Here is a 24,018-nt window from a genome sequence, read left to right on the forward strand (position 1 = left end):
TACAACAACAAAAAGTCCCGATTTCTCGGGACTTTTTTATTATTTCTCTCTAATATAAATATCGATTGGCACTCCAGAGAAGTCCCATTTTTCTCTTATTTTGTTTTCCAAATACCTTTTATAAGGTTCTTTTACATATTGCGGCAAGTTAGCAAAGAATACAAACTGTGGCGTTTGTGTTGGCAATTGCATACAATATTTAATTTTTACATACTTCCCTTTAGTAGCTGGTGGCGGATACGCTTCAATTACTTTCAACATGAATTCATTGAATTTAGATGTTGGAATACGTTGTTGTCTATTATCAAACACTCTAACCGTTGCTTCCAATGCCTTCAATAATCGCTGTTTAGTTAAAGCCGATACAAATAAAATTGGCACATCCGTAAATGGCATTAACTCTTTTTTAATTTTTTCTTCGTAATCGCGGGTGGACATGGTATCTTTTTCGACCAAATCCCATTTGTTTACCAAAATCACCAGTCCTTTACGGTTTTTCTCAGCCAACCAAAAAATACTTTGGTCTTGCCCTTCAAATCCACGGGTAGCATCAATAACTAATATACAAACATCGGCATGTTCAATCGCTCGTACAGAACGCATTACCGAATAAAATTCTAAATCTTCTTTTACTTTTGCTTTACGACGAATCCCTGCTGTATCTACCAAGTTGAATTCAAAACCAAAACGGTCAAATTTAGTATCAATCGCATCTCGTGTAGTTCCAGCAATATCAGTCACCATGAAGCGATCTTGCCCAATTAGAGCATTAATAAAACTCGATTTACCTGCATTGGGTCTTCCTACCACAGCAAAACGAGGCAATTCTTTATCTTCTTCTTTTGGTTCTGGTTTTTCAGGAAAAGCATCAATTAAAGCATCTAACAAATCTCCCGTTCCACTTCCTGAAATACTCGCAAAAGTGAAATAATCGCCTAAACCAAGATTATAAAACTCTACTGCATCCTTCTCACGCATGGCATTGTCCACCTTATTTACAGCTAACAAAACCGGTTTAGTAACTTTGCGTAATAACTTGGCTACCGTTTCGTCCATAGGCGTAATCCCTTCTTCCACATCAACCACAAAGATGATTACATCAGCCTCATCGATTGCTAATTCTACTTGTTTACGAATCTCACCCTCGAATACATCATCCGATCCACGCACATATCCTCCTGTATCGATAACAGAAAACTCTTTTCCGTTCCACTCACTTTTTCCGTAGTTTCTATCTCGGGTTACCCCTGAAACTGAATCTACAATAGCTTCTCTTCGTTGAATTAAACGATTAAAAAGAGTTGATTTTCCTACATTAGGTCTTCCTACTATGGCTACTATGTTGTTCATAATCTAATTTGAAATATTTTGCAAAGGTACACTATTATTTTTAAGCTACTCGCGTGTGCGTGAAGGATAGTAGTAGAAATCCTTTTTAAGTTGCCTTCGAGAACCTCAGTCAACTTAAAAAGATTGAAACGGATAGCCTGACCCTTGTGGTCACGCCAAGAAAATTATTGATTGTACCCAAAACGTTTTAACATATTGGCATTGCTTCGCCAATTTTTATTGACTTTTACGTACAATTCAATATGAATTTGTTTGCCAAAAAACTGCTCTAAATCGGCGCGAGAATCCATTCCTACTTTTTTCAAAGCAGCACCTTTGTGACCAATGATAATTCCTTTTTGCGTATCGCGTTCCACCATAATCAATGAACGAATACGGATGATATTGTCGTCTTCTAGAAATTCTTCGGTAATGACTTCTACTGCATACGGAATTTCTTTGCTGTAATTCAACAAGATTTTTTCGCGAATGGTTTCGTTCACAAAAAAACGTTCTGGTTTATCCGTCAATTGGTCTTTTGGGTAATAGGCTGGCGATTCTGGAAGCAATTCGATGATGCGTCCAAAAACTTCAGGCACATTAAAATTTTGCAATGCTGAGATTGGGAAAATTTCTGCATTAGGTACTTTAGCTGTCCAGAAAGCCACTTGTTCTTCCAATTGTTCTTGATTCGAATTATCGATTTTGTTCAACAATAACAAGACCGGAATTTTGGCGTGGATGATTTTATTAAAAAAGGCATCGTCTTTTAACTCTTGTTCACCTATTTCGACCATATAAATCAAAACATCAGCGTCTTCGAAGGCTGACTTCACAAAGTTCATCATCGATTCCTGCATTTCATATGCGGGTTTGATGATTCCAGGTGTGTCTGACAAAACCAATTGAAAATCTTCTCCGTTTACAATACCCAAAATTCTATGACGCGTGGTTTGCGCTTTAGACGTAATGATAGACAACCTTTCGCCAACGAAAGCATTCATTAAAGTTGATTTTCCTACGTTTGGATTTCCAATGATGTTTACAAAACCTGCTTTGTGTGCCATTTACTGCGTTTTAATTTTTGGCAAAGGTAGTTATATCAAGCCAATAGAAGAAATAAAAGATTTTTTAATTTTTTTGTTGCAATAGTCGAATTTCGTTGTATATTTGCACCCGAAACATCGCGGGATAGAGCAGTAGGCAGCTCGTCGGGCTCATAACCCGAAGGTCACAGGTTCGAGTCCTGTTCCCGCTACTAAACAGGAACCATCTTCATTTTGAGGATGGTTTTTTTTCTTTTTTACCTCCGTATGTGCTTGAAAAACTGGCAGTTAACTCGAATAATTTACTTGTTTTTGAGGTTCGATAATTTCGATTTTTGATTGAATAAAGTAAACCTGTTGGAAACAGTAAAGATTGGAACCTTCTTTTTTTATTGTAATCTAAAGAAGTATAGAATTTACTGGGGTTCTCAGCGATTTTCAAAAAATATTTCATCCCTTTTTCAAGGTTCGATTTTTTTGAAGGCATAAATTCTAAATCTTTTACTTTTTGGTCTATCTCTTCTTTTAGTTTTTTGCCTTGTCTATCAAAAATATCTTTTGAGATTTCATTCATAGCATAACGAAATTCCATTTTATCATACGCTTCTTTCAAGTCATTTATATCTCTTGACAATACTCTTTTTCGCTCCGAAAGATTCGCCATATCATCTTCCATTATTTTCTTCAATTGGACAGAGAACAAATCGTGTAATTCTTTTGAAAAGGCCAACTGATTTAAAACATCATAAAACTGTTCATGCACCCCTTTGTTCAAAGAGCGATTAGATGTTTCAGCATTTAAAGTCTTATTGCAACAATTGCACTTATAATAATAAATTTGTTTTGACTTATTTAGGTACGATGTCATTGTATTATCGCAATCTGCACACAATAGAAATTTAGGTGCTAATGGAGTAGCTTCCTTTCCTGAGAGTTTAGCAACACCTAATTGTTTTGACTGAGTTAAGAGTCGTTGCAATTGATTAAATTCTCTTAAAGTTATCAAAGGTTCCCAATTACCTTTTACTAATTTTCCTTCCAATAGCGAATTGGATATTCTTCCAGTATAAAATTGGTTTCTCCACATTTCAGAAATTCGTTGCTTTGAAATTTTTACTCCTTTAGAGTCCAACCATTTTATAATTTCCGAGTCAGGATAACCTTCATAAATTTTCTTCTTAAAGGCTTCCTTTAAATATCTCCCTTCTTCATTAATCTTTATTTCTTGAAAGGCCTGTACTTTGGTTGGATCAGTTACCCTAGGCCCGAAATGGTCATAACCTCTTGGAGTTCTCCCATATACTTTTCCATTCTCTAAAGCATTAATCAATCCAGGAATAATAGTATCTTGTCTGCTAAAGTTTTCTTTCTGTGCATATAACAATTGGGTAGAAAACTCATTCTCTGCCCTCTCATTAAATGTATGGTTATTTGTACTTACAGAATACAGATATACGTTGTAATCTTTTCTTAAACTTACAAATAATTGTATATGTTCTGCCCCTGCCCTACCAAACCGACTGGGAGACCAAATTAAAATAATCTTAGGTCTTTTTGAGGCTGGAGTCTTTTTAATTTTCTCCATCAACTCACGGAGTGTACTCTGAGTATTGATCCGTTTTGAACTTTCATATTCAGCATCAAACTCTTCAGTAATAATCAGGTTATTCTCTTTAGCAAAAGATTTAATTTTATTTACTTGAGTTTCTATACTTCCATTATTAACAAACTGGTCTTTTGTAGATACTCTAGTGTAAGACCAAACTATAGCGTTGTTAAAATCACTAAGTATTAAATTCTTCTTTTTCATCTTTGTATTTTTCGTAAACTAATTTTGTCAATTGATATAACTGCTTTGAAAACTCAAAAGCAGTTTCTTTTGAAAGCACTGTTTGTAAATTTGGTGCGATTGCAATAATCGCGTCATAATCCAATAGAAACTCTAATTCACTAGATTGGAAATTTTGTTGGTCCATACCGTGTCGAGATAAACACGGGCTGAATTCTCAGGGACCGATTGAGTGCTACAATATACATATTCTATGCTTTAATAGTTACTTTAAAATTACCTTGAGCTCTAGTCTCAATTAAAATTTTGGCCCCTAAAGGCAATTTATTATTCAAGAAGAATTTAGCAAGCTCTTCCGCTTTTTTATGCTGTTCGGTTATCGTAAATACTTTAACATCTCCTTCTTTTTCTAACTCTATCTCTAGTAATTTAGGACGGTCGAAAAACAAAACCCTTCTTAATTGATTTTCTAATGATGATAAATAATCTAAATCAGCTTCTCTTTTCTGAATTTGAAATCCAACAATTTTTTCTAAAAGTGGAACCAAAGGGATTGAAATCAGCGTTTTTCTAAAACACAAATTATTCAAATCCGATGTAAGACTAACTGAATTTAGATTAAAAAAATGCTCTCCTGTTCTAGGGCAATAAATCAAAGAAATAATATTGCTTTTTTCAAAAAGACAAGTTTTAATTGCATTAGTAAAGGGGTTGATTTCTTTTCTAAAGACAGTATCCATAATAGGTTCAAATCCCAAGAAGTGTTTTATCCAATTCTTATCTAATTCGTGTAATTGTTTATTATTATCTAATTCTCTTTTAAGCACCTTATCTGCATACTTTTCTTCCATTGGTTTTTTCCAAATATCAGATGCAAGTGTCGCTATACGTTTTGTATCTAAACCTATTTCCGCTAATTCATTTACAATTAATATCCATAATGCTTCTGGAATATTCAAGAATCCCTTTTGGTCTTTTTCTAAAAAAGGAATAATTTGCTTTGACTTCCAAAAACTGACCTGTTTTGAGGTCAATCCGATATTAGGAGCAAGAATGAATTTGTCACTCAAAATTTCTCCTAATCGAATATAATCGTTTCTTTTCATACTTTTAAAAATTTTTGTTAAAAAAAAATTTTTTGTTCCAACAAGTGCGAAGTTAGAAATAAATTTTAACTTTGCAATTAAATTTTAAAAATAAAATTAAGATATCAATGGAGGGCAATACAATGAAATCAGAAAACCTAAATCATTTAATCGGTAATTCAAAAATATACGAAGAACAAAATTCAACCTAAAAATAGGTTCAAAATTCATGCAGATTATAAGCAGAAGAGAGGTAAACATTAAATCTACCTGACGTAAACCTTAAGTATACCTTAGGTATTTCTTAGGTATACCTCAAAATAAATTAATACTACTAATAAAAAAAGAAAAAAATGGAAAATTCAAATAACAGAAATATTACTTTAAGTACTAAAGTAACAGCAGAGCAAAAAGCAGAATTTACTAAAATTGCAGCAAAACATAATATCTCCTTATCAGAGTGGAGCGCTAGTCTATTAGAAATACACAAGGATTCATATGACAAAATTGGAGACCCAACCTTGAGAGAAATAAAACTTGAAGATGAACTGCAAAAAAAAGAACGCGAAATTAAACGACTAACTGCTAATTTAGAAAGTGCAGACTATAAAGCACAAGTTGAAATGAAAAGAGCTGACAATGCTATTAGAAGGAGAGACGTTGAAATATTAAAACATAAAGAAACAAAACTAGAAAAAGAAAAAATAGAGAATGAGATTGAAAAAATGAACTTACTCCTTGCTCAAGTAAATACAACTAATTTAAAAGATTCTAGTTCCAATAAAATTCAATCCGCTCTACTTCCATTATCACTAGCAACAATAATAGGAGGAATATTTCTAGCAAAAAGATAATGTATATTTAACAAACTCTAAATTAAATGAATTCTTCCCAATATTGCTAAAATAAAATAACTGATTTTGTGAATGTTATAATTTCGATATAAAACAAAAGAAGGCTGTTTTTAGTAACTAATTAGAGAAATTTAAAATTATTTTTCATGATTATTCAAACTTTATTAGACTTCTTAGGTCTAAAAAAAAGACATCAGTTACAAAAAAGTATAATTAAAAACAATCTTAAATCTTAAATTTTAAAAACATGAAAAATCAACAAAAATCAATTTTAGCTTTTGCATTATCTGTAATGCTTTTTAGTTGTTCTAATGATGAGCCTATTGGAACTGGGACTCAAGTAAGTGCTACGAACTCAACTTATGAAGTAGTGGCAGCGGCAGCACTACCAACAGCAGCCTCAGCTTATATTTCTTCTAATTATGCTGGCGCCACTACTACCGAAGTAAATTTGAATTCGAACGGGACTTATGCTGTATATATTACAAATACCTCTGGCACAACTGCAAAATCAACCGTTGCAACAGCAAATACGAAAAGTTTAATTCAACTAAATTTTACAGTTAAAGGAGCGTTTGTATCTGCTAAAACACAGACTTTAGTAGCTATTGTAGACTTATTACCTGCTATAACTACTTATATTTCTACGAATTATGCAGGAGCAGTGATTAATGCCGCACATGTTGAATCTGATGGAAGCTTTGATGTATTATTGACTGCTGCAGATGGGAGTAAGGTAAAATTAAATTTTAAATCAGACGGGGCTTTTGTATCGGCAAAAGCTTTAAAAGCCAACGGAAACCATAAACACAACCATAGTAATGGGCATACTCCTATAGCTATAGCAGATTTGGCTGATGCTATTAAAACCTATATTACTACTAATTATAGTGGGGCTACAATAACATCTGCCCATAAAGAGTCGGATGGTACTTTTGATGTATTTATTACAACCGCTTCTGGAGCTAAATTAAATATTAATTTCTCTGCTTCAGGAGATTTTGTTTCAGTAAGTTCGGACGATATTCATCATTCAGATAATGGGACTGTAATTGCAATCAGTACTTTGTCCTCTGCAATTACTGCTTATATTAACACAAATTATGCAGGAGCTACTATTGTAAATGCAAAACAAGAAACAGATGGAAATGTTGAAGTTTATATCTTGACTGCAACAGGAATTAAATTAGAATTAAAATTTGATGCTTCGGGCAATTTTGTTTCTTTAAGTTCTAATAGTAATAATCATTTCCCATCAAATGAGGCACCAGTAGCTTTGGCTAATTTATTAGCAACTATTAAAACTTATATTACAACAAATTATATCGGCGCAACAATTAAAGAGGCCCATATAGAATCCGATGGAACGTTTGATGTGGTTATTGTTACCTCTTCAGGAGTTCAAATCAAGTTAAAATTTAGTGCTACAGGAGCGTTCTTGAGAATCAAAAATTAATAAAGAAAGTATCCCTTTTCAAAATGCAAAAAGGTTGCCTCCAATTGGGTAACCTTTTTGTTTATAAATAACGATTATGTCATTATTTGTAGTTTGATAATATAAAGCATATTTTTATAATCATAAAAAAATATGTTAAACTAAATTGCATATAGAAGGTCTAATAGTTAAATGAAATTATTTTTTTAGTATTTTAAAACGGCTAAAATTGAATAGCGAAGAAGATTTTATCAAAAAGCTGATTAGTAATAGTCAGAAAGATGCTGCTTTCAAGAAGTTACTGGACATGTATCAGGTTAAGTTGTATTGGCTAATTCGAAAATTGGTAATTACGCATGATGACGCAAATGATGTTTTGCAAAACACATTTATAAGAGTGTATAAAGGGTTGCCTAAGTTCACACAGAATAGTTCTCTGTACACATGGATGCATAGAATAGCCTATAATGAAGCACTTCGGTTTATAGAACAAAATAAAAAAAAGCACCATGTTTCGATAGATGATGTAAATAGTAGTTATTTAGACACCTTAATGGAGGATTCTTTTTTTGAGGGTAATGAAATTCAGACAAAACTACAACGAATATTGGCAGGCTTGTCAAACAAACAAAGAGAAATATTCAATATGAAGTATTATGATGATATGAAATTTAGAGAGATTGCAGCCCTTACAGGAATTAAGGAAGGAACACTCAAAACGTCCTATTATAATACAGTAAGTTTGATTCAAAGTACAATTCAAAATATAGAAACAACACCTTTACAAAAGGCAGATTAAAGATATTTATTAGTAAAATTTTAAATTACACTTGAAATGGAATTAGATAGAAAAGTTAAACGTCAATTAACTGATGAACAAATGAATAAGATTCATTTGGAAGATTTGGGATTTGATATACCAAAAAATTATTTCGAGTTATCTAAAAATGAAATTTTAGAAATTACTATTAAGAGAGAAAAAGGAATTTTCAGATTGTTTTCTGAAAATAATCCGTTTTTAAAAATTGCAGCAAGTGTAGTCTTGCTCTTAGGGGCATTTATTTATATACAATTCGTTAAACCGCAAGTAATAACTAAAGAGAATGCGGTAGCGCAATTATATAAGGTAGATAAAACAACATCTTTAGGCGCCTTAGATTCAAATCAAACAAATGTTGTTAGGGCAGTAGAAATATCAAATAAAAACAAGTCAATTAAAAAGAAAAAAAAGAATGAAGAAGATGTAGTTCAAAATGAAAATGATATCTTAGTGAAATCATTATTTGTTGAAGAATCAGAAGTAAATCAATACATTGAAAATTCTATATTAGAAGATATATAAAAGATAGGCATTAAAAGAAAATCAGATGAAACCAACAACTACAAAGATACTACTTGTTTTCACCTTTTTCATTGGAGTATCAACTGTCCAGGCGCAAGAAAAAGATCGTGCTACAACACTCACTATTGAACAGCAAAGACTATTACAAGAGCAACGAGATGTGGTAAAAGCCAATAGAGAAGCGTTTAAGGCATCCCTCACAGCGGAACAATTAGCAATACTGAAAGATAAATCATTGAATAAAGAGCAACAACAAGCTGCTCTTATAGCTACTTTAACTGAAACGCAAAGAACTTTGTTAAATGAGAACAGAGAAAAAGCCAAAGTATTCAGAGAAGAGTTCAAAACCTCGCTTACTAAAGAACAACGGCAACAGTTACATTCTCAGAATGAAGGAAAAATTAGAGAGAAAGTAAATGAGATAAAAGAGAGAAGAATAAGAAGGAATTAATTTTTTTTACTACCTTGTGCCTAAGTAAGTAGTTGATATTTCAATTGCTTACTTTTTTAATTTAATGAATACGTGGAAAAATTTCTGACCCTAATTTTTTGTTTATCAGTAGTTTTTATAGCTTCCTCTCAAGAATTATCCGATAAAGAAACAGATGATGTTATTGATGGTTTATTTGAGAATAGTAAAACCTTGGATGAGGTTTTAGCGTCTTTTACAAAGTATCAGTTTTTGTATCTTTCTATAAATTATAACGATAAAACCTTCTTTTCAGGAAGAGATATAGGAGTGAGTCAATTTAGTCTTACGCCAAAAATAAGTTACTTACATTATTCGGGTTTTTCTGCCACTGTATCTGGAGCGTATTATAATAAATTTGATCCAAAATGGGACTTAACCATTGTAAATATTGGTTATGGAAAGAGTTTAGGGAAAAATAGTAACCTTAAATATTATACTTCATACATGAGGTATTTTTATAACAATTGTCTTTCTAATTCATTTGAAAACGATATTACGGCTGGATTTGGGGTTAAAAACAAGAAAAAAACGTTAGGAACGCTACTATCAGGGTCTTATTTGTTCGGTAAAGACCATGCCTTACAGCTTGCTTCAACCACCTATGTATTATTTAAATTAGTCAAAACCCCACAATACAGATTGGATTTTAGACACAATTTAGTCTTATTGCAGGAGACCTAACGGTAGAGTTGTCACGAACGTATTTTCAGAATGGTCGTATAGTAACAGATTATACCACAAATAAACAATTCTATTTGATTAATAAACAACTTAATTTGCCAATTCAATTTAGTACAAATTCTTTTGATTTTGAGTTGGGTTACAACATCAATTTCCCTTCTGCCATTGGTAGTGAGACCAATTTAAAAAACACGTGTTATTTTAATTTTTCGGCTGCTTATTTGTTTGATTTGAAATAAAAAACCATAACTATCTAGATTAAAAGAAAATTGTGGTTTCAATAGTGAGTAATATTGATTAAACGGGTATAAATAATTGTTTTTCTAAAGGACATCAAGTGGATAAAAATAAAAAATTAAGTTCATTGGTAAAAAAATAAGTACAAACCAAACAGTTGTTTTTTCCAATCCGACAATTTAGCCAAATGGTTTTTAATCTTAATTTTATTGACTTTGCAAAAAGAAAAACAACTAAAACAAAAGTTGCTTAGATATCAATAAAATATAATTACAATATTTATGGGTTATTCACCAATGACAATAGCGAACTACTTCATACAAGAAAAAGCCAAAATTGGCAAATTGACTTCAATGAAGTTAATCAAACTGGTTTATATTTCTCACGCTTGGTGTATTACATTAAAAGTGAAAGAAAATCCATTAAAAACTTAAATACCAAGCTTGAATATGAACCAATTTTTCCTTCATTAGATAAAGTAATAAAGAGTGAAAGGACAATCGAAGTTGAAAAACCTTTACCAACCGACAAAGAAGATATTATCTCGAGTGATAATGCTGAATTTTTAGACTAGATTTGAAACTTATACGGAAAATATAATGGTGTAGAGTGAGTGCATGACACATGCATAAAATACACCTTGGAGACAAGTTTATTGCAGAGATTGTAATTCAGAAATTCCAGATGATTTAATAATTAATCACTATATCTCAAAAACTAAAATCTTATTCATAAGTGATGATTTAAATAAATTACCAAATACCATTCCTGACAATTTCAAAGATGCAGATATTGCTAGAGCTATTTCCGATGTGAAAACGTAGAATAAAAATATTTCACCCGAAGAAGAGAGGTATCGTGGAAATACAATCCTGAGAGATAATTTAGCAAAGTTTTTTACTATTGTGATATTTTTGGTTAGTATTAGTTATTCTAATACTAGTCGGTAATAATTGTAACATTAATAATTTAAGTGACACGGTGTCAATAACTCTAATAACTACCACAAAAATACAAGTTTTAGGTTTGGTATATATCCTACTTAAAGACTTATTTCGTATGTGCTAGTTAAAAAAATATAAATTTAAAACTCGACTATTTACATATAATTAAAATACAATAAAAATGACTCTATTACACAAAACAATTACAAGTTTACTATTACTAATCACAACTACAACTTTATTTGCCCCAAACAGGAATGTAGAAGGAGTTGTTAAGGATAAAAACAACCAGCCTTTAGAATTAGCGAATGTACTTCTTAAAGGCACAAAATACCATGCATTAACGGATGCTAATGGAAAGTTTACAATTGATACACGAGAAAAATTACCTTTCACATTAATTGTACAATTTGTAGGTCACCAAACAGCAGAATTACGATTTACAAGCTTGCCTACTAATCCCATTGAAATCGTTTTAAAAAGCGAAAATCAACTGAATGATGTTGTCATCACCTCTAGACGTAGAATTGAAAAAGCACAAAATGTACCTATTCCAATCTCAGTTGTCGGAGGAAGACAAGCAGAACAAGCGGGTGCGTTTAATGTAAACCGTTTAAAAGAATTAGTACCTTCAGTACAATTGTATTCATCTAATCCAAGAAACACGACCATCAACATTAGAGGACTAGGTTCTACCTTTGGTTTGACCAATGATGGAATTGATCCTGGAGTAGGCTTTTATGTAGACGGAGTGTATTATGCGCGTCCTGCTGCAACCACTCTTGATTTTGTAGATGTGGATCAAATTGAAGTTTTACGCGGACCTCAAGGAACTCTTTTTGGCAAAAACACTACTGCAGGAGCTTTTAACGTAACGAGTAGAAAAGCTAGCTTCACATCGGGCGCTAATCTTGAATTAAGTTATGGAAATTACGGTTTCATTCAAGCAAAAGCCTCCATTACGGGAGCTTTAAGCAAAAAAATTGCAGCTAGATTATCGTTTTCTGGAACACAACGCGACGGATTAATTGAGAATATAGTTACAGGCAAAAAAGTTAACGATTTAAACAACCAAGGAGTGCGTGGACAGTTGTTGTATACACCTACCGAAAATACGGATATTACCTTAGCAGTTGATTATTCTAAACAAAGACCTGATGGCTATGCTCAAGTTATTGCGGGTGTGGTTCAAACTAATAGAGCAGCTTACAGACAATTCAACAACATCATCAATTCATTAGGATATAGTTTGCCTAGCACTAATCCATTTGATAGAAAAATTGATCACGATACTCCGTGGCGTTCAGGACAAGATTTAGGTGGCGCTTCATTGAACATTAATAGTAAAATTGGAAATGGAAAACTTACAGCCACCTCAGCTTGGCGTTTTTGGAATTGGGATCCATCTAATGACAGGGATTTTACTGGACTATCTGTTTTACGACTATCTCAAGCTACTTCAAAACACCAACAATGGTCACAAGAAATTCGTTATGCTGGGACATTTTTACCAAAAGTAACAGGAGTTGTAGGGATATTTGGGATTGGACAAGATTTAAAAACCGATCCATATCATATTGAAGAGTCAGGCTCCGCACAATGGCGTTTTTCACAAGACTCAACTGATCCGCTATGGCAAACTCCGGATTATTTGACGGCTATGGTATAAAAACTAAATCTACTTTAAACACGTTTAGTGGAGCAGTTTTTGGACAAAACCGACTGGGCAATTACCGATAAATTACACGTATTAACTGGCTTACGTTACAACTATGACAAGAAAAAAATAGATTATAATAGAACCACTTACGGAGGTCTTCAAACAACAAATACTGCATTGTTAGCCTTAAAGAAAAAAGTATATTCTGATCAAGCCTTTAAAGTGGATGTAGAAGACACTAACTTTTCCGGAAATGTAACTCTAGCTATAAAGTTTCAGAAAAAATCAACACTTTTGCCACTTTTGCTAATAGTTATAAACCAGTAGGAATTAATCTTGGAGGCATTCCATCAGATGCCAATGGTCCAATTATAGCTTTGGCTAAAATTAAACCTGAAAAAGTAAATCATTATGAAATCGGTATCAAATCAACCCCATTTAATAGTACTACAATTAATCTAACCATTTTTAATACCGATATTGATAACTACCAAACCTTAGTTCAAAGTGAAGATCCTACTTTAAATCGTGGCTATCTTGCCAATGCTGAAAAAGTAAGAGTACGAGGTTTTGAAGCCGATTCAAGAATAACAATTAACCAATATCTATCCTTTAACGCAGCAATAACGTATAATGAGGGTAAATACATTAGCTTTAAAAACGCTCCTCTACCATTAGAAGAGACCGGATTAAAAGTAAATGGTGTCTCTATTTATTCTAAAGATGTATCTGGCGGAACCTTACCTGGAATTTCAAAATGGGCAGGGACTTTAGGAGGAGATCTATCTAAAGAAGGACAGTTTTTTGGTAACAAAGGAAGGTTTTTTATTGCTATTGATTCCTATTCAAGATCAAGCTTTTCATCAAGTGCAACTCCTTCAAAATACTTAAATATCCAAGGATACAGTATTTTTAATGGACGTGTTGGATTTAGAGCTTCGGAAGGCTTATCGGTCTATCTTTGGGGACGTAACTTATTAGACAAAAATTACTTTGAGCAATTGTTACCAGCCTCTGGAAATGCAGGACACTATGCTGGAGTTTTAGGAGATCAAAGGACCTATGGAATTACTTTGAGATACAATCTTTAATATCCTCCTATTTAAAAAAACACCACATCCAACTCATTGAATGGGGTGTTTTTTTTCATTATGGACTATATTTGTAAACTATCATATTCAAATTTACTGCAATGAAAAAATCACCATTATTAATTTTATTACTATTTACAATACTATTTACAATACTATTTTCATTGAATGCAACAGCCCAAAATGAAAAAGAAACTTTTCCTAAAATTACGGGGTTTATTGCTATTCTTCACCCTTTGGTGACTTTTTCAGCTAACGAAACAACCACAAATTTTAACGATTATTATGCTGTTGGAATGCCAATAGGTTTAAATCTTTGGAAAAATGAAAAAATAGGCTTCTCATTTGAAATTGTACCTACAATAAAAAGTGATAACCAAATAAGTAAAGTTAGTAACATTCTAATCCATCCAGGTTTATTAGTTCGATTGAAAAAAGGATATACTTTTGCTGGTAGATTGGCTTTTGAAACATCAGGACGCTATGGGTTTACTCCCGTAATAGCTAAAGTAATAAAAAAACATACCGACCACAATTATTATGTTTCCATGCCTTTTCCTGTTCGATTTGGCAACAATCATGATGCCTCTATTAGTGTTGGAATACAATTTGGAATTGCATTTTAAAATTTCCAAAAACTTTACTATTTTGATTTAAAATACTAACTCCATTACAACAACAAAAAGTCCCGATTTCTCGGGACTTTTTTATTATTTCTCTCTAATATAAATATCGATTGGCACTCCAGAGAAGTCCATTTTTCTCTTATTTTGTTTTCCAAATACCTTTTATAAGGTTCTTTTACATATTGCGGCAAGTTAGCAAAGAATACAAACTGTGGCGTTTGTGTTGGCAATTGCATACAATATTTAATTTTTACATACTTCCCTTTAGTAGCTGGTGGCGGATACGCTTCAATTACTTTCAACATGAATTCATTGAATTTAGATGTTGGAATACGTTGTTGTCTATTATCAAACACTCTAACCGTTGCTTCCAATGCCTTCAATAATCGCTGTTTAGTTAAAGCCGATACAAATAAAATTGGCACATCCGTAAATGGCATTAACTCTTTTTTAATTTTTTCTTCGTAATCGCGGGTGGACATGGTATCTTTTTCGACCAAATCCCATTTGTTTACCAAAATCACCAGTCCTTTACGGTTTTTCTCAGCCAACCAAAAAATACTTTGGTCTTGCCCTTCAAATCCACGGGTAGCATCAATAACTAATATACAAACATCGGCATGTTCAATCGCTCGTACAGAACGCATTACCGAATAAAATTCTAAATCTTCTTTTACTTTTGCTTTACGACGAATCCCTGCTGTATCTACCAAGTTGAATTCAAAACCAAAACGGTCAAATTTAGTATCAATCGCATCTCGTGTAGTTCCAGCAATATCAGTCACCATGAAGCGATCTTGCCCAATTAGAGCATTAATAAAACTCGATTTACCTGCATTGGGTCTTCCTACCACAGCAAAACGAGGCAATTCTTTATCTTCTTCTTTTGGTTCTGGTTTTTCAGGAAAAGCATCAATTAAAGCATCTAACAAATCTCCCGTTCCACTTCCTGAAATACTCGCAAAAGTGAAATAATCGCCTAAACCAAGATTATAAAACTCTACTGCATCCTTCTCACGCATGGCATTGTCCACCTTATTTACAGCTAACAAAACCGGTTTAGTAACTTTGCGTAATAACTTGGCTACCGTTTCGTCCATAGGCGTAATCCCTTCTTCCACATCAACCACAAAGATGATTACATCAGCCTCATCGATTGCTAATTCTACTTGTTTACGAATCTCACCCTCGAATACATCATCCGATCCACGCACATATCCTCCTGTATCGATAACAGAAAACTCTTTTCCGTTCCACTCACTTTTTCCGTAGTTTCTATCTCGGGTTACCCCTGAAACTGAATCTACAATAGCTTCTCTTCGTTGAATTAAACGATTAAAAAGAGTTGATTTTCCTACATTAGGTCTTCCTACTATGGCTACTATGTTGTTCATAATCTAATTTGAAATATTTTGCAAAGGTACACTATTATTTTTAAGCTACTCGCGTGTGCGTGAAGGATAGTAGTAGAAATCCTTTTTAAGTTGCCTTCGAGAACCTCAGTCAACTTAAAAAGATTGAAACGGATAGCCTGACCCTTGTGGTCACGCCAAGAAAATTATTGATTGTACCCAAAACGTTTTAACATATTGGCATTGCTTCGCCAATTTTTATTGACTTTTACGTACAATTCAATATGAATTTGTTTGCCAAAAAACTGCTCTAAATCGGCGCGAGAATCCATTCCTACTTTTTTCAAAGCAGCACCTTTGTGACCAATGATAATTCCTTTTTGCGTATCGCGTTCCACCATAATCAATGAACGAATACGGATGATATTGTCGTCTTCTAGAAATTCTTCGGTAATGACTTCTACTGCATACGGAATTTCTTTGCTGTAATTCAACAAGATTTTTTCGCGAATGGTTTCGTTCACAAAAAAACGTTCTGGTTTATCCGTCAATTGGTCTTTTGGGTAATAGGCTGGCGATTCTGGAAGCAATTCGATGATGCGTCCAAAAACTTCAGGCACATTAAAATTTTGCAATGCTGAGATTGGGAAAATTTCTGCATTAGGTACTTTAGCTGTCCAGAAAGCCACTTGTTCTTCCAATTGTTCTTGATTCGAATTATCGATTTTGTTCAACAATAACAAGACCGGAATTTTGGCGTGGATGATTTTATTAAAAAAGGCATCGTCTTTTAACTCTTGTTCACCTATTTCGACCATATAAATCAAAACATCAGCGTCTTCGAAGGCTGACTTCACAAAGTTCATCATCGATTCCTGCATTTCATATGCGGGTTTGATGATTCCAGGTGTGTCTGACAAAACCAATTGAAAATCTTCTCCGTTTACAATACCCAAAATTCTATGACGCGTGGTTTGCGCTTTAGACGTAATGATAGACAACCTTTCGCCAACGAAAGCATTCATTAAAGTTGATTTTCCTACGTTTGGATTTCCAATGATGTTTACAAAACCTGCTTTGTGTGCCATTTACTGCGTTTTAATTTTTGGCAAAGGTAGTTATATCAAGCCAATAGAAGAAATAAAAGATTTTTTAATTTTTTTGTTGCAATAGTCGAATTTCGTTGTATATTTGCACCCGAAACATCGCGGGATAGAGCAGTAGGCAGCTCGTCGGGCTCATAACCCGAAGGTCACAGGTTCGAGTCCTGTTCCCGCTACTAAACAGGAACCATCTTCATTTTGAGGATGGTTTTTTTCTTTTTTACCTCCGTATGTGCTTGAAAAACTGGCAGTTAACTCGAATAATTTACTTGTTTTTGAGGTTCGATAATTTCGATTTTTGATTGAATAAAGTAAACCTGTTGGAAACAGTAAAGATTGGAACCTTCTTTTTTTATTGTAATCTAAAGAAGTATAGAATTTACTGGGGTTCTCAGCGATTTTCAAAAAATATTTCATCCCTTTTTCAAGGTTCGATTTTTTTGAAGGCATAAATTCTAAATCTTTTACTTTTTGGTCTATCTCTTCTTTTAGTTTTTTGCCTTGTCTATCAAAAATATCTTTTGAGATTTCATTCATAGCATAACGAAATTCCATTTTATCATACGCTTCTTTCAAGTCATTTATATCTCTTGACAATACTCTTTTTCGCTCCGAAAGATTCGCCATATCATCTTCCATTATTTTCTTCAATTGGACAGAGAACAAATCGTGTAATTCTTTTGAAAAGGCCAACTGATTTAAAACATCATAAAACTGTTCATGCACCCCTTTGTTCAAAGAGCGATTAGATGTTTCAGCATTTAAAGTCTTATTGCAACAATTGCACTTATAATAATAAATTTGTTTTGACTTATTTAGGTACGATGTCATTGTATTATCGCAATCTGCACACAATAGAAATTTAGGTGCTAATGGAGTAGCTTCCTTTCCTGAGAGTTTAGCAACACCTAATTGTTTTGACTGAGTTAAGAGTCGTTGCAATTGATTAAATTCTCTTAAAGTTATCAAAGGTTCCCAATTACCTTTTACTAATTTTCCTTCCAATAGCGAATTGGATATTCTTCCAGTATAAAATTGGTTTCTCCACATTTCAGAAATTCGTTGCTTTGAAATTTTTACTCCTTTAGAGTCCAACCATTTTATAATTTCCGAGTCAGGATAACCTTCATAAATTTTCTTCTTAAAGGCTTCCTTTAAATATCTCCCTTCTTCATTAATCTTTATTTCTTGAAAGGCCTGTACTTTGGTTGGATCAGTTACCCTAGGCCCGAAATGGTCATAACCTCTTGGAGTTCTCCCATATACTTTTCCATTCTCTAAAGCATTAATCAATCCAGGAATAATAGTATCTTGTCTGCTAAAGTTTTCTTTCTGTGCATATAACAATTGGGTAGAAAACTCATTCTCTGCCCTCTCATTAAATGTATGGTTATTTGTACTTACAGAATACAGATATACGTTGTAATCTTTTCTTAAACTTACAAATAATTGTATATGTTCTGCCCCTGCCCTACCAAACCGACTGGGAGACCAAATTAAAATAATCTTAGGTCTTTTTGAGGCTGGAGTCTTTTTAATTTTCTCCATCAACTCACGGAGTGTACTCTGAGTATTGATCCGTTTTGAACTTTCATATTCAGCATCAAACTCTTCAGTAATAATCAGGTTATTCTCTTTAGCAAAAGATTTAATTTTATTTACTTGAGTTTCTATACTTCCATTATTAACAAACTGGTCTTTTGTAGATACTCTAGTGTAAGACCAAACTATAGCGTTGTTAAAATCACTAAGTATTAAATTCTTCTTTTTCATCTTTGTATTTTTCGTAAACTAATTTTGTCAATTGATATAACTGCTTTGAAAACTCAAAAGCAGTTTCTTTTGAAAGCACTGTTTGTAAATTTGGTGCGATTGCAATAATCGCGTCATAATCCAATAGAAACTCTAATTCACTAGATTGGAAATTTTGTTGGTCCATACCGTGTCGAGATAAACACGGGCTGAATTCTCAGGGACCGATTGAGTGCTACAATATACATATTCTATGCTTTAATAGTTACTTTAAAATTACCTTGAGCTCTAGTCTCAATTAAAATTTTGGCCCCTAAAGGCAATTTATTATTCAAGAAGAATTTAGCAAGCTCTTCCGCTTTTTTATGCTGTTCGGTTATCGTAAATACTTTAACATCTCCTTCTTTTTCTAACTCTATCTCTAGTAATTTAGGACGGTCGAAAAACAAAACCCTTCTTAATTGATTTTCTAATGATGATAAATAATCTAAATCAGCTTCTCTTTTCTGAATTTGAAATCCAACAATTTTTTCTAAAAGTGGAACCAAAGGGATTGAAATCAGCGTTTTTCTAAAACACAAATTATTCAAATCCGATGTAAGACTAACTGAATTTAGATTAAAAAAATGCTCTCCTGTTCTAGGGCAATAAATCAAAGAAATAATATTGCTTTTTTCAAAAAGACAAGTTTTAATTGCATTAGTAAAGGGGTTGATTTCTTTTCTAAAGACAGTATCCATAATAGGTTCAAATCCCAAGAAGTGTTTTATCCAATTCTTATCTAATTCGTGTAATTGTTTATTATTATCTAATTCTCTTTTAAGCACCTTATCTGCATACTTTTCTTCCATTGGTTTTTTCCAAATATCAGATGCAAGTGTCGCTATACGTTTTGTATCTAAACCTATTTCCGCTAATTCATTTACAATTAATATCCATAATGCTTCTGGAATATTCAAGAATCCCTTTTGGTCTTTTTCTAAAAAAGGAATAATTTGCTTTGACTTCCAAAAACTGACCTGTTTTGAGGTCAATCCGATATTAGGAGCAAGAATGAATTTGTCACTCAAAATTTCTCCTAATCGAATATAATCGTTTCTTTTCATACTTTTAAAAATTTTTGTTAAAAAAAAATTTTTTGTTCCAACAAGTGCGAAGTTAGAAATAAATTTTAACTTTGCAATTAAATTTTAAAAATAAAATTAAGATATCAATGGAGGGCAATACAATGAAATCAGAAAACCTAAATCATTTAATCGGTAATTCAAAAATATACGAAGAACAAAATTCAACCTAAAAATAGGTTCAAAATTCATGCAGATTATAAGCAGAAGAGAGGTAAACATTAAATCTACCTGACGTAAACCTTAAGTATACCTTAGGTATTTCTTAGGTATACCTCAAAATAAATTAATACTACTAATAAAAAAAGAAAAAAATGGAAAATTCAAATAACAGAAATATTACTTTAAGTACTAAAGTAACAGCAGAGCAAAAAGCAGAATTTACTAAAATTGCAGCAAAACATAATATCTCCTTATCAGAGTGGAGCGCTAGTCTATTAGAAATACACAAGGATTCATATGACAAAATTGGAGACCCAACCTTGAGAGAAATAAAACTTGAAGATGAACTGCAAAAAAAAGAACGCGAAATTAAACGACTAACTGCTAATTTAGAAAGTGCAGACTATAAAGCACAAGTTGAAATGAAAAGAGCTGACAATGCTATTAGAAGGAGAGACGTTGAAATATTAAAACATAAAGAAACAAAACTAGAAAAAGAAAAAATAGAGAATGAGATTGAAAAAATGAACTTACTCCTTGCTCAAGTAAATACAACTAATTTAAAAGATTCTAGTTCCAATAAAATTCAATCCGCTCTACTTCCATTATCACTAGCAACAATAATAGGAGGAATATTTCTAGCAAAAAGATAATGTATATTTAACAAACTCTAAATTAAATGAATTCTTCCCAATATTGCTAAAATAAAATAACTGATTTTGTGAATGTTATAATTTCGATATAAAACAAAAGAAGGCTGTTTTTAGTAACTAATTAGAGAAATTTAAAATTATTTTTCATGATTATTCAAACTTTATTAGACTTCTTAGGTCTAAAAAAAAGACATCAGTTACAAAAAAGTATAATTAAAAACAATCTTAAATCTTAAATTTTAAAAACATGAAAAATCAACAAAAATCAATTTTAGCTTTTGCATTATCTGTAATGCTTTTTAGTTGTTCTAATGATGAGCCTATTGGAACTGGGACTCAAGTAAGTGCTACGAACTCAACTTATGAAGTAGTGGCAGCGGCAGCACTACCAACAGCAGCCTCAGCTTATATTTCTTCTAATTATGCTGGCGCCACTACTACCGAAGTAAATTTGAATTCGAACGGGACTTATGCTGTATATATTACAAATACCTCTGGCACAACTGCAAAATCAACCGTTGCAACAGCAAATACGAAAAGTTTAATTCAACTAAATTTTACAGTTAAAGGAGCGTTTGTATCTGCTAAAACACAGACTTTAGTAGCTATTGTAGACTTATTACCTGCTATAACTACTTATATTTCTACGAATTATGCAGGAGCAGTGATTAATGCCGCACATGTTGAATCTGATGGAAGCTTTGATGTATTATTGACTGCTGCAGATGGGAGTAAGGTAAAATTAAATTTTAAATCAGACGGGGCTTTTGTATCGGCAAAAGCTTTAAAAGCCAACGGAAACCATAAACACAACCATAGTAATGGGCATACTCCTATAGCTATAGCAGATTTGGCTGATGCTATTAAAACCTATATTACTACTAATTATAGTGGGGCTACAATAACATCTGCCCATAAAGAGTCGGATGGTACTTTTGATGTATTTATTACAACCGCTTCTGGAGCTAAATTAAATATTAATTTCTCTGCTTCAGGAGATTTTGTTTCAGTAAGTTCGGACGATATTCATCATTCAGATAATGGGACTGTAATTGCAATCAGTACTTTGTCCTCTGCAATTACTGCTTATATTAACACAAATTATGCAGGAGCTACTATTGTAAATGCAAAACAAGAAACAGATGGAAATGTTGAAGTTTATATCTTGACTGCAACAGGAATTAAATTAGAATTAAAATTTGATGCTTCGGGCAATTTTGTTTCTTTAAGTTCTAATAGTAATAATCATTTCCCATCAAATGAGGCACCAGTAGCTTTGGCTAATTTATTAGCAACTATTAAAACTTATATTACAACAAATTATATCGGCGCAACAATTAAAGAGGCCCATATAGAATCCGATGGAACGTTTGATGTGGTTATTGTTACCTCTTCAGGAGTTCAAATCAAGTTAAAATTTAGTGCTACAGGAGCGTTCTTGAGAATCAAAAATTAATAAAGAAAGTATCCCTTTTCAAAATGCAAAAAGGTTGCCTCCAATTGGGTAACCTTTTTGTTTATAAATAACGATTATGTCATTATTTGTAGTTTGATAATATAAAGCATATTTTTATAATCATAAAAAAATATGTTAAACTAAATTGCATATAGAAGGTCTAATAGTTAAATGAAATTATTTTTTTAGTATTTTAAAACGGCTAAAATTGAATAGCGAAGAAGATTTTATCAAAAAGCTGATTAGTAATAGTCAGAAAGATGCTGCTTTCAAGAAGTTACTGGACATGTATCAGGTTAAGTTGTATTGGCTAATTCGAAAATTGGTAATTACGCATGATGACGCAAATGATGTTTTGCAAAACACATTTATAAGAGTGTATAAAGGGTTGCCTAAGTTCACACAGAATAGTTCTCTGTACACATGGATGCATAGAATAGCCTATAATGAAGCACTTCGGTTTATAGAACAAAATAAAAAAAAGCACCATGTTTCGATAGATGATGTAAATAGTAGTTATTTAGACACCTTAATGGAGGATTCTTTTTTTGAGGGTAATGAAATTCAGACAAAACTACAACGAATATTGGCAGGCTTGTCAAACAAACAAAGAGAAATATTCAATATGAAGTATTATGATGATATGAAATTTAGAGAGATTGCAGCCCTTACAGGAATTAAGGAAGGAACACTCAAAACGTCCTATTATAATACAGTAAGTTTGATTCAAAGTACAATTCAAAATATAGAAACAACACCTTTACAAAAGGCAGATTAAAGATATTTATTAGTAAAATTTTAAATTACACTTGAAATGGAATTAGATAGAAAAGTTAAACGTCAATTAACTGATGAACAAATGAATAAGATTCATTTGGAAGATTTGGGATTTGATATACCAAAAAATTATTTCGAGTTATCTAAAAATGAAATTTTAGAAATTACTATTAAGAGAGAAAAAGGAATTTTCAGATTGTTTTCTGAAAATAATCCGTTTTTAAAAATTGCAGCAAGTGTAGTCTTGCTCTTAGGGGCATTTATTTATATACAATTCGTTAAACCGCAAGTAATAACTAAAGAGAATGCGGTAGCGCAATTATATAAGGTAGATAAAACAACATCTTTAGGCGCCTTAGATTCAAATCAAACAAATGTTGTTAGGGCAGTAGAAATATCAAATAAAAACAAGTCAATTAAAAAGAAAAAAAAGAATGAAGAAGATGTAGTTCAAAATGAAAATGATATCTTAGTGAAATCATTATTTGTTGAAGAATCAGAAGTAAATCAATACATTGAAAATTCTATATTAGAAGATATATAAAAGATAGGCATTAAAAGAAAATCAGATGAAACCAACAACTACAAAGATACTACTTGTTTTCACCTTTTTCATTGGAGTATCAACTGTCCAGGCGCAAGAAAAAGATCGTGCTACAACACTCACTATTGAACAGCAAAGACTATTACAAGAGCAACGAGATGTGGTAAAAGCCAATAGAGAAGCGTTTAAGGCATCCCTCACAGCGGAACAATTAGCAATACTGAAAGATAAATCATTGAATAAAGAGCAACAACAAGCTGCTCTTATAGCTACTTTAACTGAAACGCAAAGAACTTTGTTAAATGAGAACAGAGAAAAAGCCAAAGTATTCAGAGAAGAGTTCAAAACCTCGCTTACTAAAGAACAACGGCAACAGTTACATTCTCAGAATGAAGGAAAAATTAGAGAGAAAGTAAATGAGATAAAAGAGAGAAGAATAAGAAGGAATTAATTTTTTTTACTACCTTGTGCCTAAGTAAGTAGTTGATATTTCAATTGCTTACT

25 protein-coding genes, 2 tRNA genes and 1 pseudogene are annotated in these 24,018 nt (G+C 32.5%); 18 read left to right on the forward strand and 10 right to left on the reverse strand.

From position 1 onward, the window contains the following. Positions 1-39: 39 nt before the first annotated feature. Positions 40-1,350 carry a ribosome biogenesis GTPase Der gene (der, locus tag MG292_RS00375; RefSeq protein WP_264532552.1) on the reverse strand — a complete coding sequence of 437 codons (1,311 nt, stop codon included), beginning with the start codon at positions 1,348-1,350 and terminating at the stop codon, positions 40-42. Between the two features lie 164 nt (positions 1,351-1,514). Next, the gene (gene era, locus MG292_RS00380; protein WP_264532551.1) at positions 1,515-2,396 is read right to left on the reverse strand and encodes a GTPase Era; all 882 of its coding nucleotides are present in this window, start codon (positions 2,394-2,396) and stop codon (positions 1,515-1,517) included. A 118-nt stretch (positions 2,397-2,514) separates the two neighbouring features. Here era (MG292_RS00380) and MG292_RS00385 point away from each other — a divergent pair. Continuing rightward, a tRNA-Met gene (locus MG292_RS00385) sits at positions 2,515-2,587 on the forward strand. Positions 2,588-2,604: 17 nt separating this feature from the next. Here MG292_RS00385 and MG292_RS00390 read toward each other — a convergent pair. The 3 genes from MG292_RS00390 to MG292_RS00400 form a co-directional block, all read right to left on the reverse strand. Continuing rightward, complete coding sequence (locus MG292_RS00390; RefSeq protein ID WP_280157918.1) at positions 2,605-4,185, reverse strand: recombinase family protein; 1,581 nt, start codon at positions 4,183-4,185, stop codon at positions 2,605-2,607. Further along, positions 4,160-4,351, reverse strand: a complete 192-nt coding sequence (locus tag MG292_RS00395) for a hypothetical protein (protein ID WP_264532550.1) — start codon at positions 4,349-4,351, stop codon at positions 4,160-4,162. Before MG292_RS00395 ends, MG292_RS00390 begins: the two co-directional genes overlap by 26 nt. A gap of 64 nt (positions 4,352-4,415) precedes the next feature. After that, entirely contained in the window at positions 4,416-5,270 is an 855-nt protein-coding gene (locus MG292_RS00400; protein ID WP_264532549.1) for a hypothetical protein, read from the reverse strand. 332 nt (positions 5,271-5,602) lie between these two features. On the opposite strand from MG292_RS00400, the gene MG292_RS00405 reads away from it, so the two are divergent. From MG292_RS00405 to MG292_RS00455, 11 genes are all read left to right on the forward strand, one after another. Beyond that, positions 5,603-6,103, forward strand: coding sequence for a hypothetical protein (locus MG292_RS00405; RefSeq protein ID WP_264532548.1), 501 nt, complete (start codon positions 5,603-5,605; stop codon positions 6,101-6,103). 247 nt (positions 6,104-6,350) lie between these two features. Further along, positions 6,351-7,559: a PepSY-like domain-containing protein gene (locus MG292_RS00410; protein ID WP_264532547.1), complete on the forward strand. Its 1,209-nt coding sequence runs from the start codon at positions 6,351-6,353 to the stop codon at positions 7,557-7,559. A gap of 208 nt (positions 7,560-7,767) precedes the next feature. Then, the gene (locus MG292_RS00415; protein ID WP_264532546.1) at positions 7,768-8,337 is read left to right on the forward strand and encodes an RNA polymerase sigma factor; all 570 of its coding nucleotides are present in this window, start codon (positions 7,768-7,770) and stop codon (positions 8,335-8,337) included. Positions 8,338-8,373: 36 nt separating this feature from the next. Further along, positions 8,374-8,880 carry a hypothetical protein gene (locus MG292_RS00420; protein ID WP_264532545.1) on the forward strand — a complete coding sequence of 169 codons (507 nt, stop codon included), beginning with the start codon at positions 8,374-8,376 and terminating at the stop codon, positions 8,878-8,880. Between the two features lie 25 nt (positions 8,881-8,905). Next, positions 8,906-9,331, forward strand: a complete 426-nt coding sequence (locus MG292_RS00425) for a hypothetical protein (protein ID WP_264532544.1) — start codon at positions 8,906-8,908, stop codon at positions 9,329-9,331. Between the two features lie 72 nt (positions 9,332-9,403). Beyond that, the gene (locus MG292_RS00430) at positions 9,404-10,033 is read left to right on the forward strand and encodes a hypothetical protein (RefSeq protein ID WP_280157920.1); all 630 of its coding nucleotides are present in this window, start codon (positions 9,404-9,406) and stop codon (positions 10,031-10,033) included. 518 nt (positions 10,034-10,551) lie between these two features. Next, positions 10,552-10,704: a Panacea domain-containing protein gene (locus tag MG292_RS00435; protein ID WP_280157922.1), complete on the forward strand. Its 153-nt coding sequence runs from the start codon at positions 10,552-10,554 to the stop codon at positions 10,702-10,704. A gap of 691 nt (positions 10,705-11,395) precedes the next feature. Continuing rightward, positions 11,396-12,883, forward strand: coding sequence for a TonB-dependent receptor (locus MG292_RS00440; RefSeq protein ID WP_280157924.1), 1,488 nt, complete (start codon positions 11,396-11,398; stop codon positions 12,881-12,883). Positions 12,884-12,910: 27 nt separating this feature from the next. Further along, positions 12,911-13,201, forward strand: a complete 291-nt coding sequence (locus tag MG292_RS00445; protein WP_280157926.1) for a hypothetical protein — start codon at positions 12,911-12,913, stop codon at positions 13,199-13,201. Beyond that, the gene (locus tag MG292_RS00450; RefSeq protein ID WP_280158325.1) at positions 13,159-13,965 is read left to right on the forward strand and encodes a TonB-dependent receptor domain-containing protein; all 807 of its coding nucleotides are present in this window, start codon (positions 13,159-13,161) and stop codon (positions 13,963-13,965) included. Before MG292_RS00445 ends, MG292_RS00450 begins: the two co-directional genes overlap by 43 nt. Before the next feature lie 101 nt (positions 13,966-14,066). After that, positions 14,067-14,591 (forward strand): hypothetical protein, encoded by a 525-nt coding sequence (locus MG292_RS00455; RefSeq protein ID WP_264532553.1) that lies wholly within the window; start codon positions 14,067-14,069, stop codon positions 14,589-14,591. Positions 14,592-14,675: 84 nt separating this feature from the next. Here MG292_RS00455 and der (MG292_RS00460) read toward each other — a convergent pair. After that, positions 14,676-15,985 (reverse strand): annotated as a pseudogene (der, locus tag MG292_RS00460) (ribosome biogenesis GTPase Der). 164 nt (positions 15,986-16,149) lie between these two features. After that, positions 16,150-17,031: a GTPase Era gene (gene era / locus MG292_RS00465; protein WP_264532551.1), complete on the reverse strand. Its 882-nt coding sequence runs from the start codon at positions 17,029-17,031 to the stop codon at positions 16,150-16,152. A gap of 118 nt (positions 17,032-17,149) precedes the next feature. Here era (MG292_RS00465) and MG292_RS00470 point away from each other — a divergent pair. Further along, a tRNA-Met gene (locus MG292_RS00470) sits at positions 17,150-17,222 on the forward strand. On the opposite strand, the gene MG292_RS11330 is transcribed toward MG292_RS00470, so the two are convergent. The 3 genes from MG292_RS11330 to MG292_RS00480 form a co-directional block, all read right to left on the reverse strand. After that, positions 17,182-18,819 (reverse strand): recombinase family protein, encoded by a 1,638-nt coding sequence (locus MG292_RS11330; protein ID WP_413614241.1) that lies wholly within the window; start codon positions 18,817-18,819, stop codon positions 17,182-17,184. The genes MG292_RS00470 and MG292_RS11330 overlap by 41 nt on opposite strands. Beyond that, a complete protein-coding gene (locus MG292_RS00475; protein WP_264532550.1) occupies positions 18,794-18,985 on the reverse strand; it encodes a hypothetical protein in 192 nt (63 codons plus the stop codon). The genes MG292_RS11330 and MG292_RS00475 overlap by 26 nt, the downstream gene beginning before the upstream one ends. A gap of 64 nt (positions 18,986-19,049) precedes the next feature. After that, positions 19,050-19,904, reverse strand: coding sequence for a hypothetical protein (locus tag MG292_RS00480; RefSeq protein WP_264532549.1), 855 nt, complete (start codon positions 19,902-19,904; stop codon positions 19,050-19,052). A gap of 332 nt (positions 19,905-20,236) precedes the next feature. On the opposite strand from MG292_RS00480, the gene MG292_RS00485 reads away from it, so the two are divergent. From MG292_RS00485 to MG292_RS00505, 5 genes are all read left to right on the forward strand, one after another. Then, complete coding sequence (locus MG292_RS00485; protein WP_264532548.1) at positions 20,237-20,737, forward strand: hypothetical protein; 501 nt, start codon at positions 20,237-20,239, stop codon at positions 20,735-20,737. Positions 20,738-20,984: 247 nt separating this feature from the next. Next, entirely contained in the window at positions 20,985-22,193 is a 1,209-nt protein-coding gene (locus tag MG292_RS00490; protein ID WP_264532547.1) for a PepSY-like domain-containing protein, read from the forward strand. Positions 22,194-22,401: 208 nt separating this feature from the next. Beyond that, positions 22,402-22,971: an RNA polymerase sigma factor gene (locus MG292_RS00495; RefSeq protein ID WP_264532546.1), complete on the forward strand. Its 570-nt coding sequence runs from the start codon at positions 22,402-22,404 to the stop codon at positions 22,969-22,971. 36 nt (positions 22,972-23,007) lie between these two features. Next, positions 23,008-23,514 carry a hypothetical protein gene (locus MG292_RS00500; RefSeq protein ID WP_264532545.1) on the forward strand — a complete coding sequence of 169 codons (507 nt, stop codon included), beginning with the start codon at positions 23,008-23,010 and terminating at the stop codon, positions 23,512-23,514. A gap of 25 nt (positions 23,515-23,539) precedes the next feature. After that, a complete protein-coding gene (locus MG292_RS00505; RefSeq protein WP_264532544.1) occupies positions 23,540-23,965 on the forward strand; it encodes a hypothetical protein in 426 nt (141 codons plus the stop codon). Positions 23,966-24,018: the final 53 nt, after the last annotated feature.

The organism is Flavobacterium keumense, assembly GCF_029866485.1.
Lineage (GTDB): Bacteria > Bacteroidota > Bacteroidia > Flavobacteriales > Flavobacteriaceae > Flavobacterium > Flavobacterium keumense.

Excerpts from the sequence above, each read along its gene's own strand:
- MG292_RS00475 (WP_264532550.1), bottom strand. The coding sequence starts at position 18,985 with ATGGACCAACAAAATTTCCAATCTAGTGAATTAGAGTTTCTATTGGAT.
- MG292_RS00435 (WP_280157922.1), top strand. The coding sequence starts at position 10,552 with ATGGGTTATTCACCAATGACAATAGCGAACTACTTCATACAAGAAAAA.
- der (WP_264532552.1), bottom strand. The coding sequence starts at position 1,350 with ATGAACAACATAGTAGCCATAGTAGGAAGACCTAATGTAGGAAAATCA.
- MG292_RS11330 (WP_413614241.1), bottom strand. The coding sequence starts at position 18,819 with ATGAAAAAGAAGAATTTAATACTTAGTGATTTTAACAACGCTATAGTT.
- MG292_RS00505 (WP_264532544.1), top strand. The coding sequence starts at position 23,540 with ATGAAACCAACAACTACAAAGATACTACTTGTTTTCACCTTTTTCATT.
- MG292_RS00480 (WP_264532549.1), bottom strand. The coding sequence starts at position 19,904 with ATGAAAAGAAACGATTATATTCGATTAGGAGAAATTTTGAGTGACAAA.
- era (WP_264532551.1), bottom strand. The coding sequence starts at position 17,031 with ATGGCACACAAAGCAGGTTTTGTAAACATCATTGGAAATCCAAACGTA.
- era (WP_264532551.1), bottom strand. The coding sequence starts at position 2,396 with ATGGCACACAAAGCAGGTTTTGTAAACATCATTGGAAATCCAAACGTA.
- MG292_RS00500 (WP_264532545.1), top strand. The coding sequence starts at position 23,008 with ATGGAATTAGATAGAAAAGTTAAACGTCAATTAACTGATGAACAAATG.
- MG292_RS00425 (WP_264532544.1), top strand. The coding sequence starts at position 8,906 with ATGAAACCAACAACTACAAAGATACTACTTGTTTTCACCTTTTTCATT.
- MG292_RS00485 (WP_264532548.1), top strand. The coding sequence starts at position 20,237 with ATGGAAAATTCAAATAACAGAAATATTACTTTAAGTACTAAAGTAACA.
- MG292_RS00395 (WP_264532550.1), bottom strand. The coding sequence starts at position 4,351 with ATGGACCAACAAAATTTCCAATCTAGTGAATTAGAGTTTCTATTGGAT.
- MG292_RS00440 (WP_280157924.1), top strand. The coding sequence starts at position 11,396 with ATGACTCTATTACACAAAACAATTACAAGTTTACTATTACTAATCACA.
- MG292_RS00390 (WP_280157918.1), bottom strand. The coding sequence starts at position 4,185 with ATGAAAAAGAAGAATTTAATACTTAGTGATTTTAACAACGCTATAGTT.
- MG292_RS00405 (WP_264532548.1), top strand. The coding sequence starts at position 5,603 with ATGGAAAATTCAAATAACAGAAATATTACTTTAAGTACTAAAGTAACA.
- MG292_RS00490 (WP_264532547.1), top strand. The coding sequence starts at position 20,985 with ATGAAAAATCAACAAAAATCAATTTTAGCTTTTGCATTATCTGTAATG.
- MG292_RS00455 (WP_264532553.1), top strand. The coding sequence starts at position 14,067 with ATGAAAAAATCACCATTATTAATTTTATTACTATTTACAATACTATTT.
- MG292_RS00410 (WP_264532547.1), top strand. The coding sequence starts at position 6,351 with ATGAAAAATCAACAAAAATCAATTTTAGCTTTTGCATTATCTGTAATG.
- MG292_RS00420 (WP_264532545.1), top strand. The coding sequence starts at position 8,374 with ATGGAATTAGATAGAAAAGTTAAACGTCAATTAACTGATGAACAAATG.
- MG292_RS00400 (WP_264532549.1), bottom strand. The coding sequence starts at position 5,270 with ATGAAAAGAAACGATTATATTCGATTAGGAGAAATTTTGAGTGACAAA.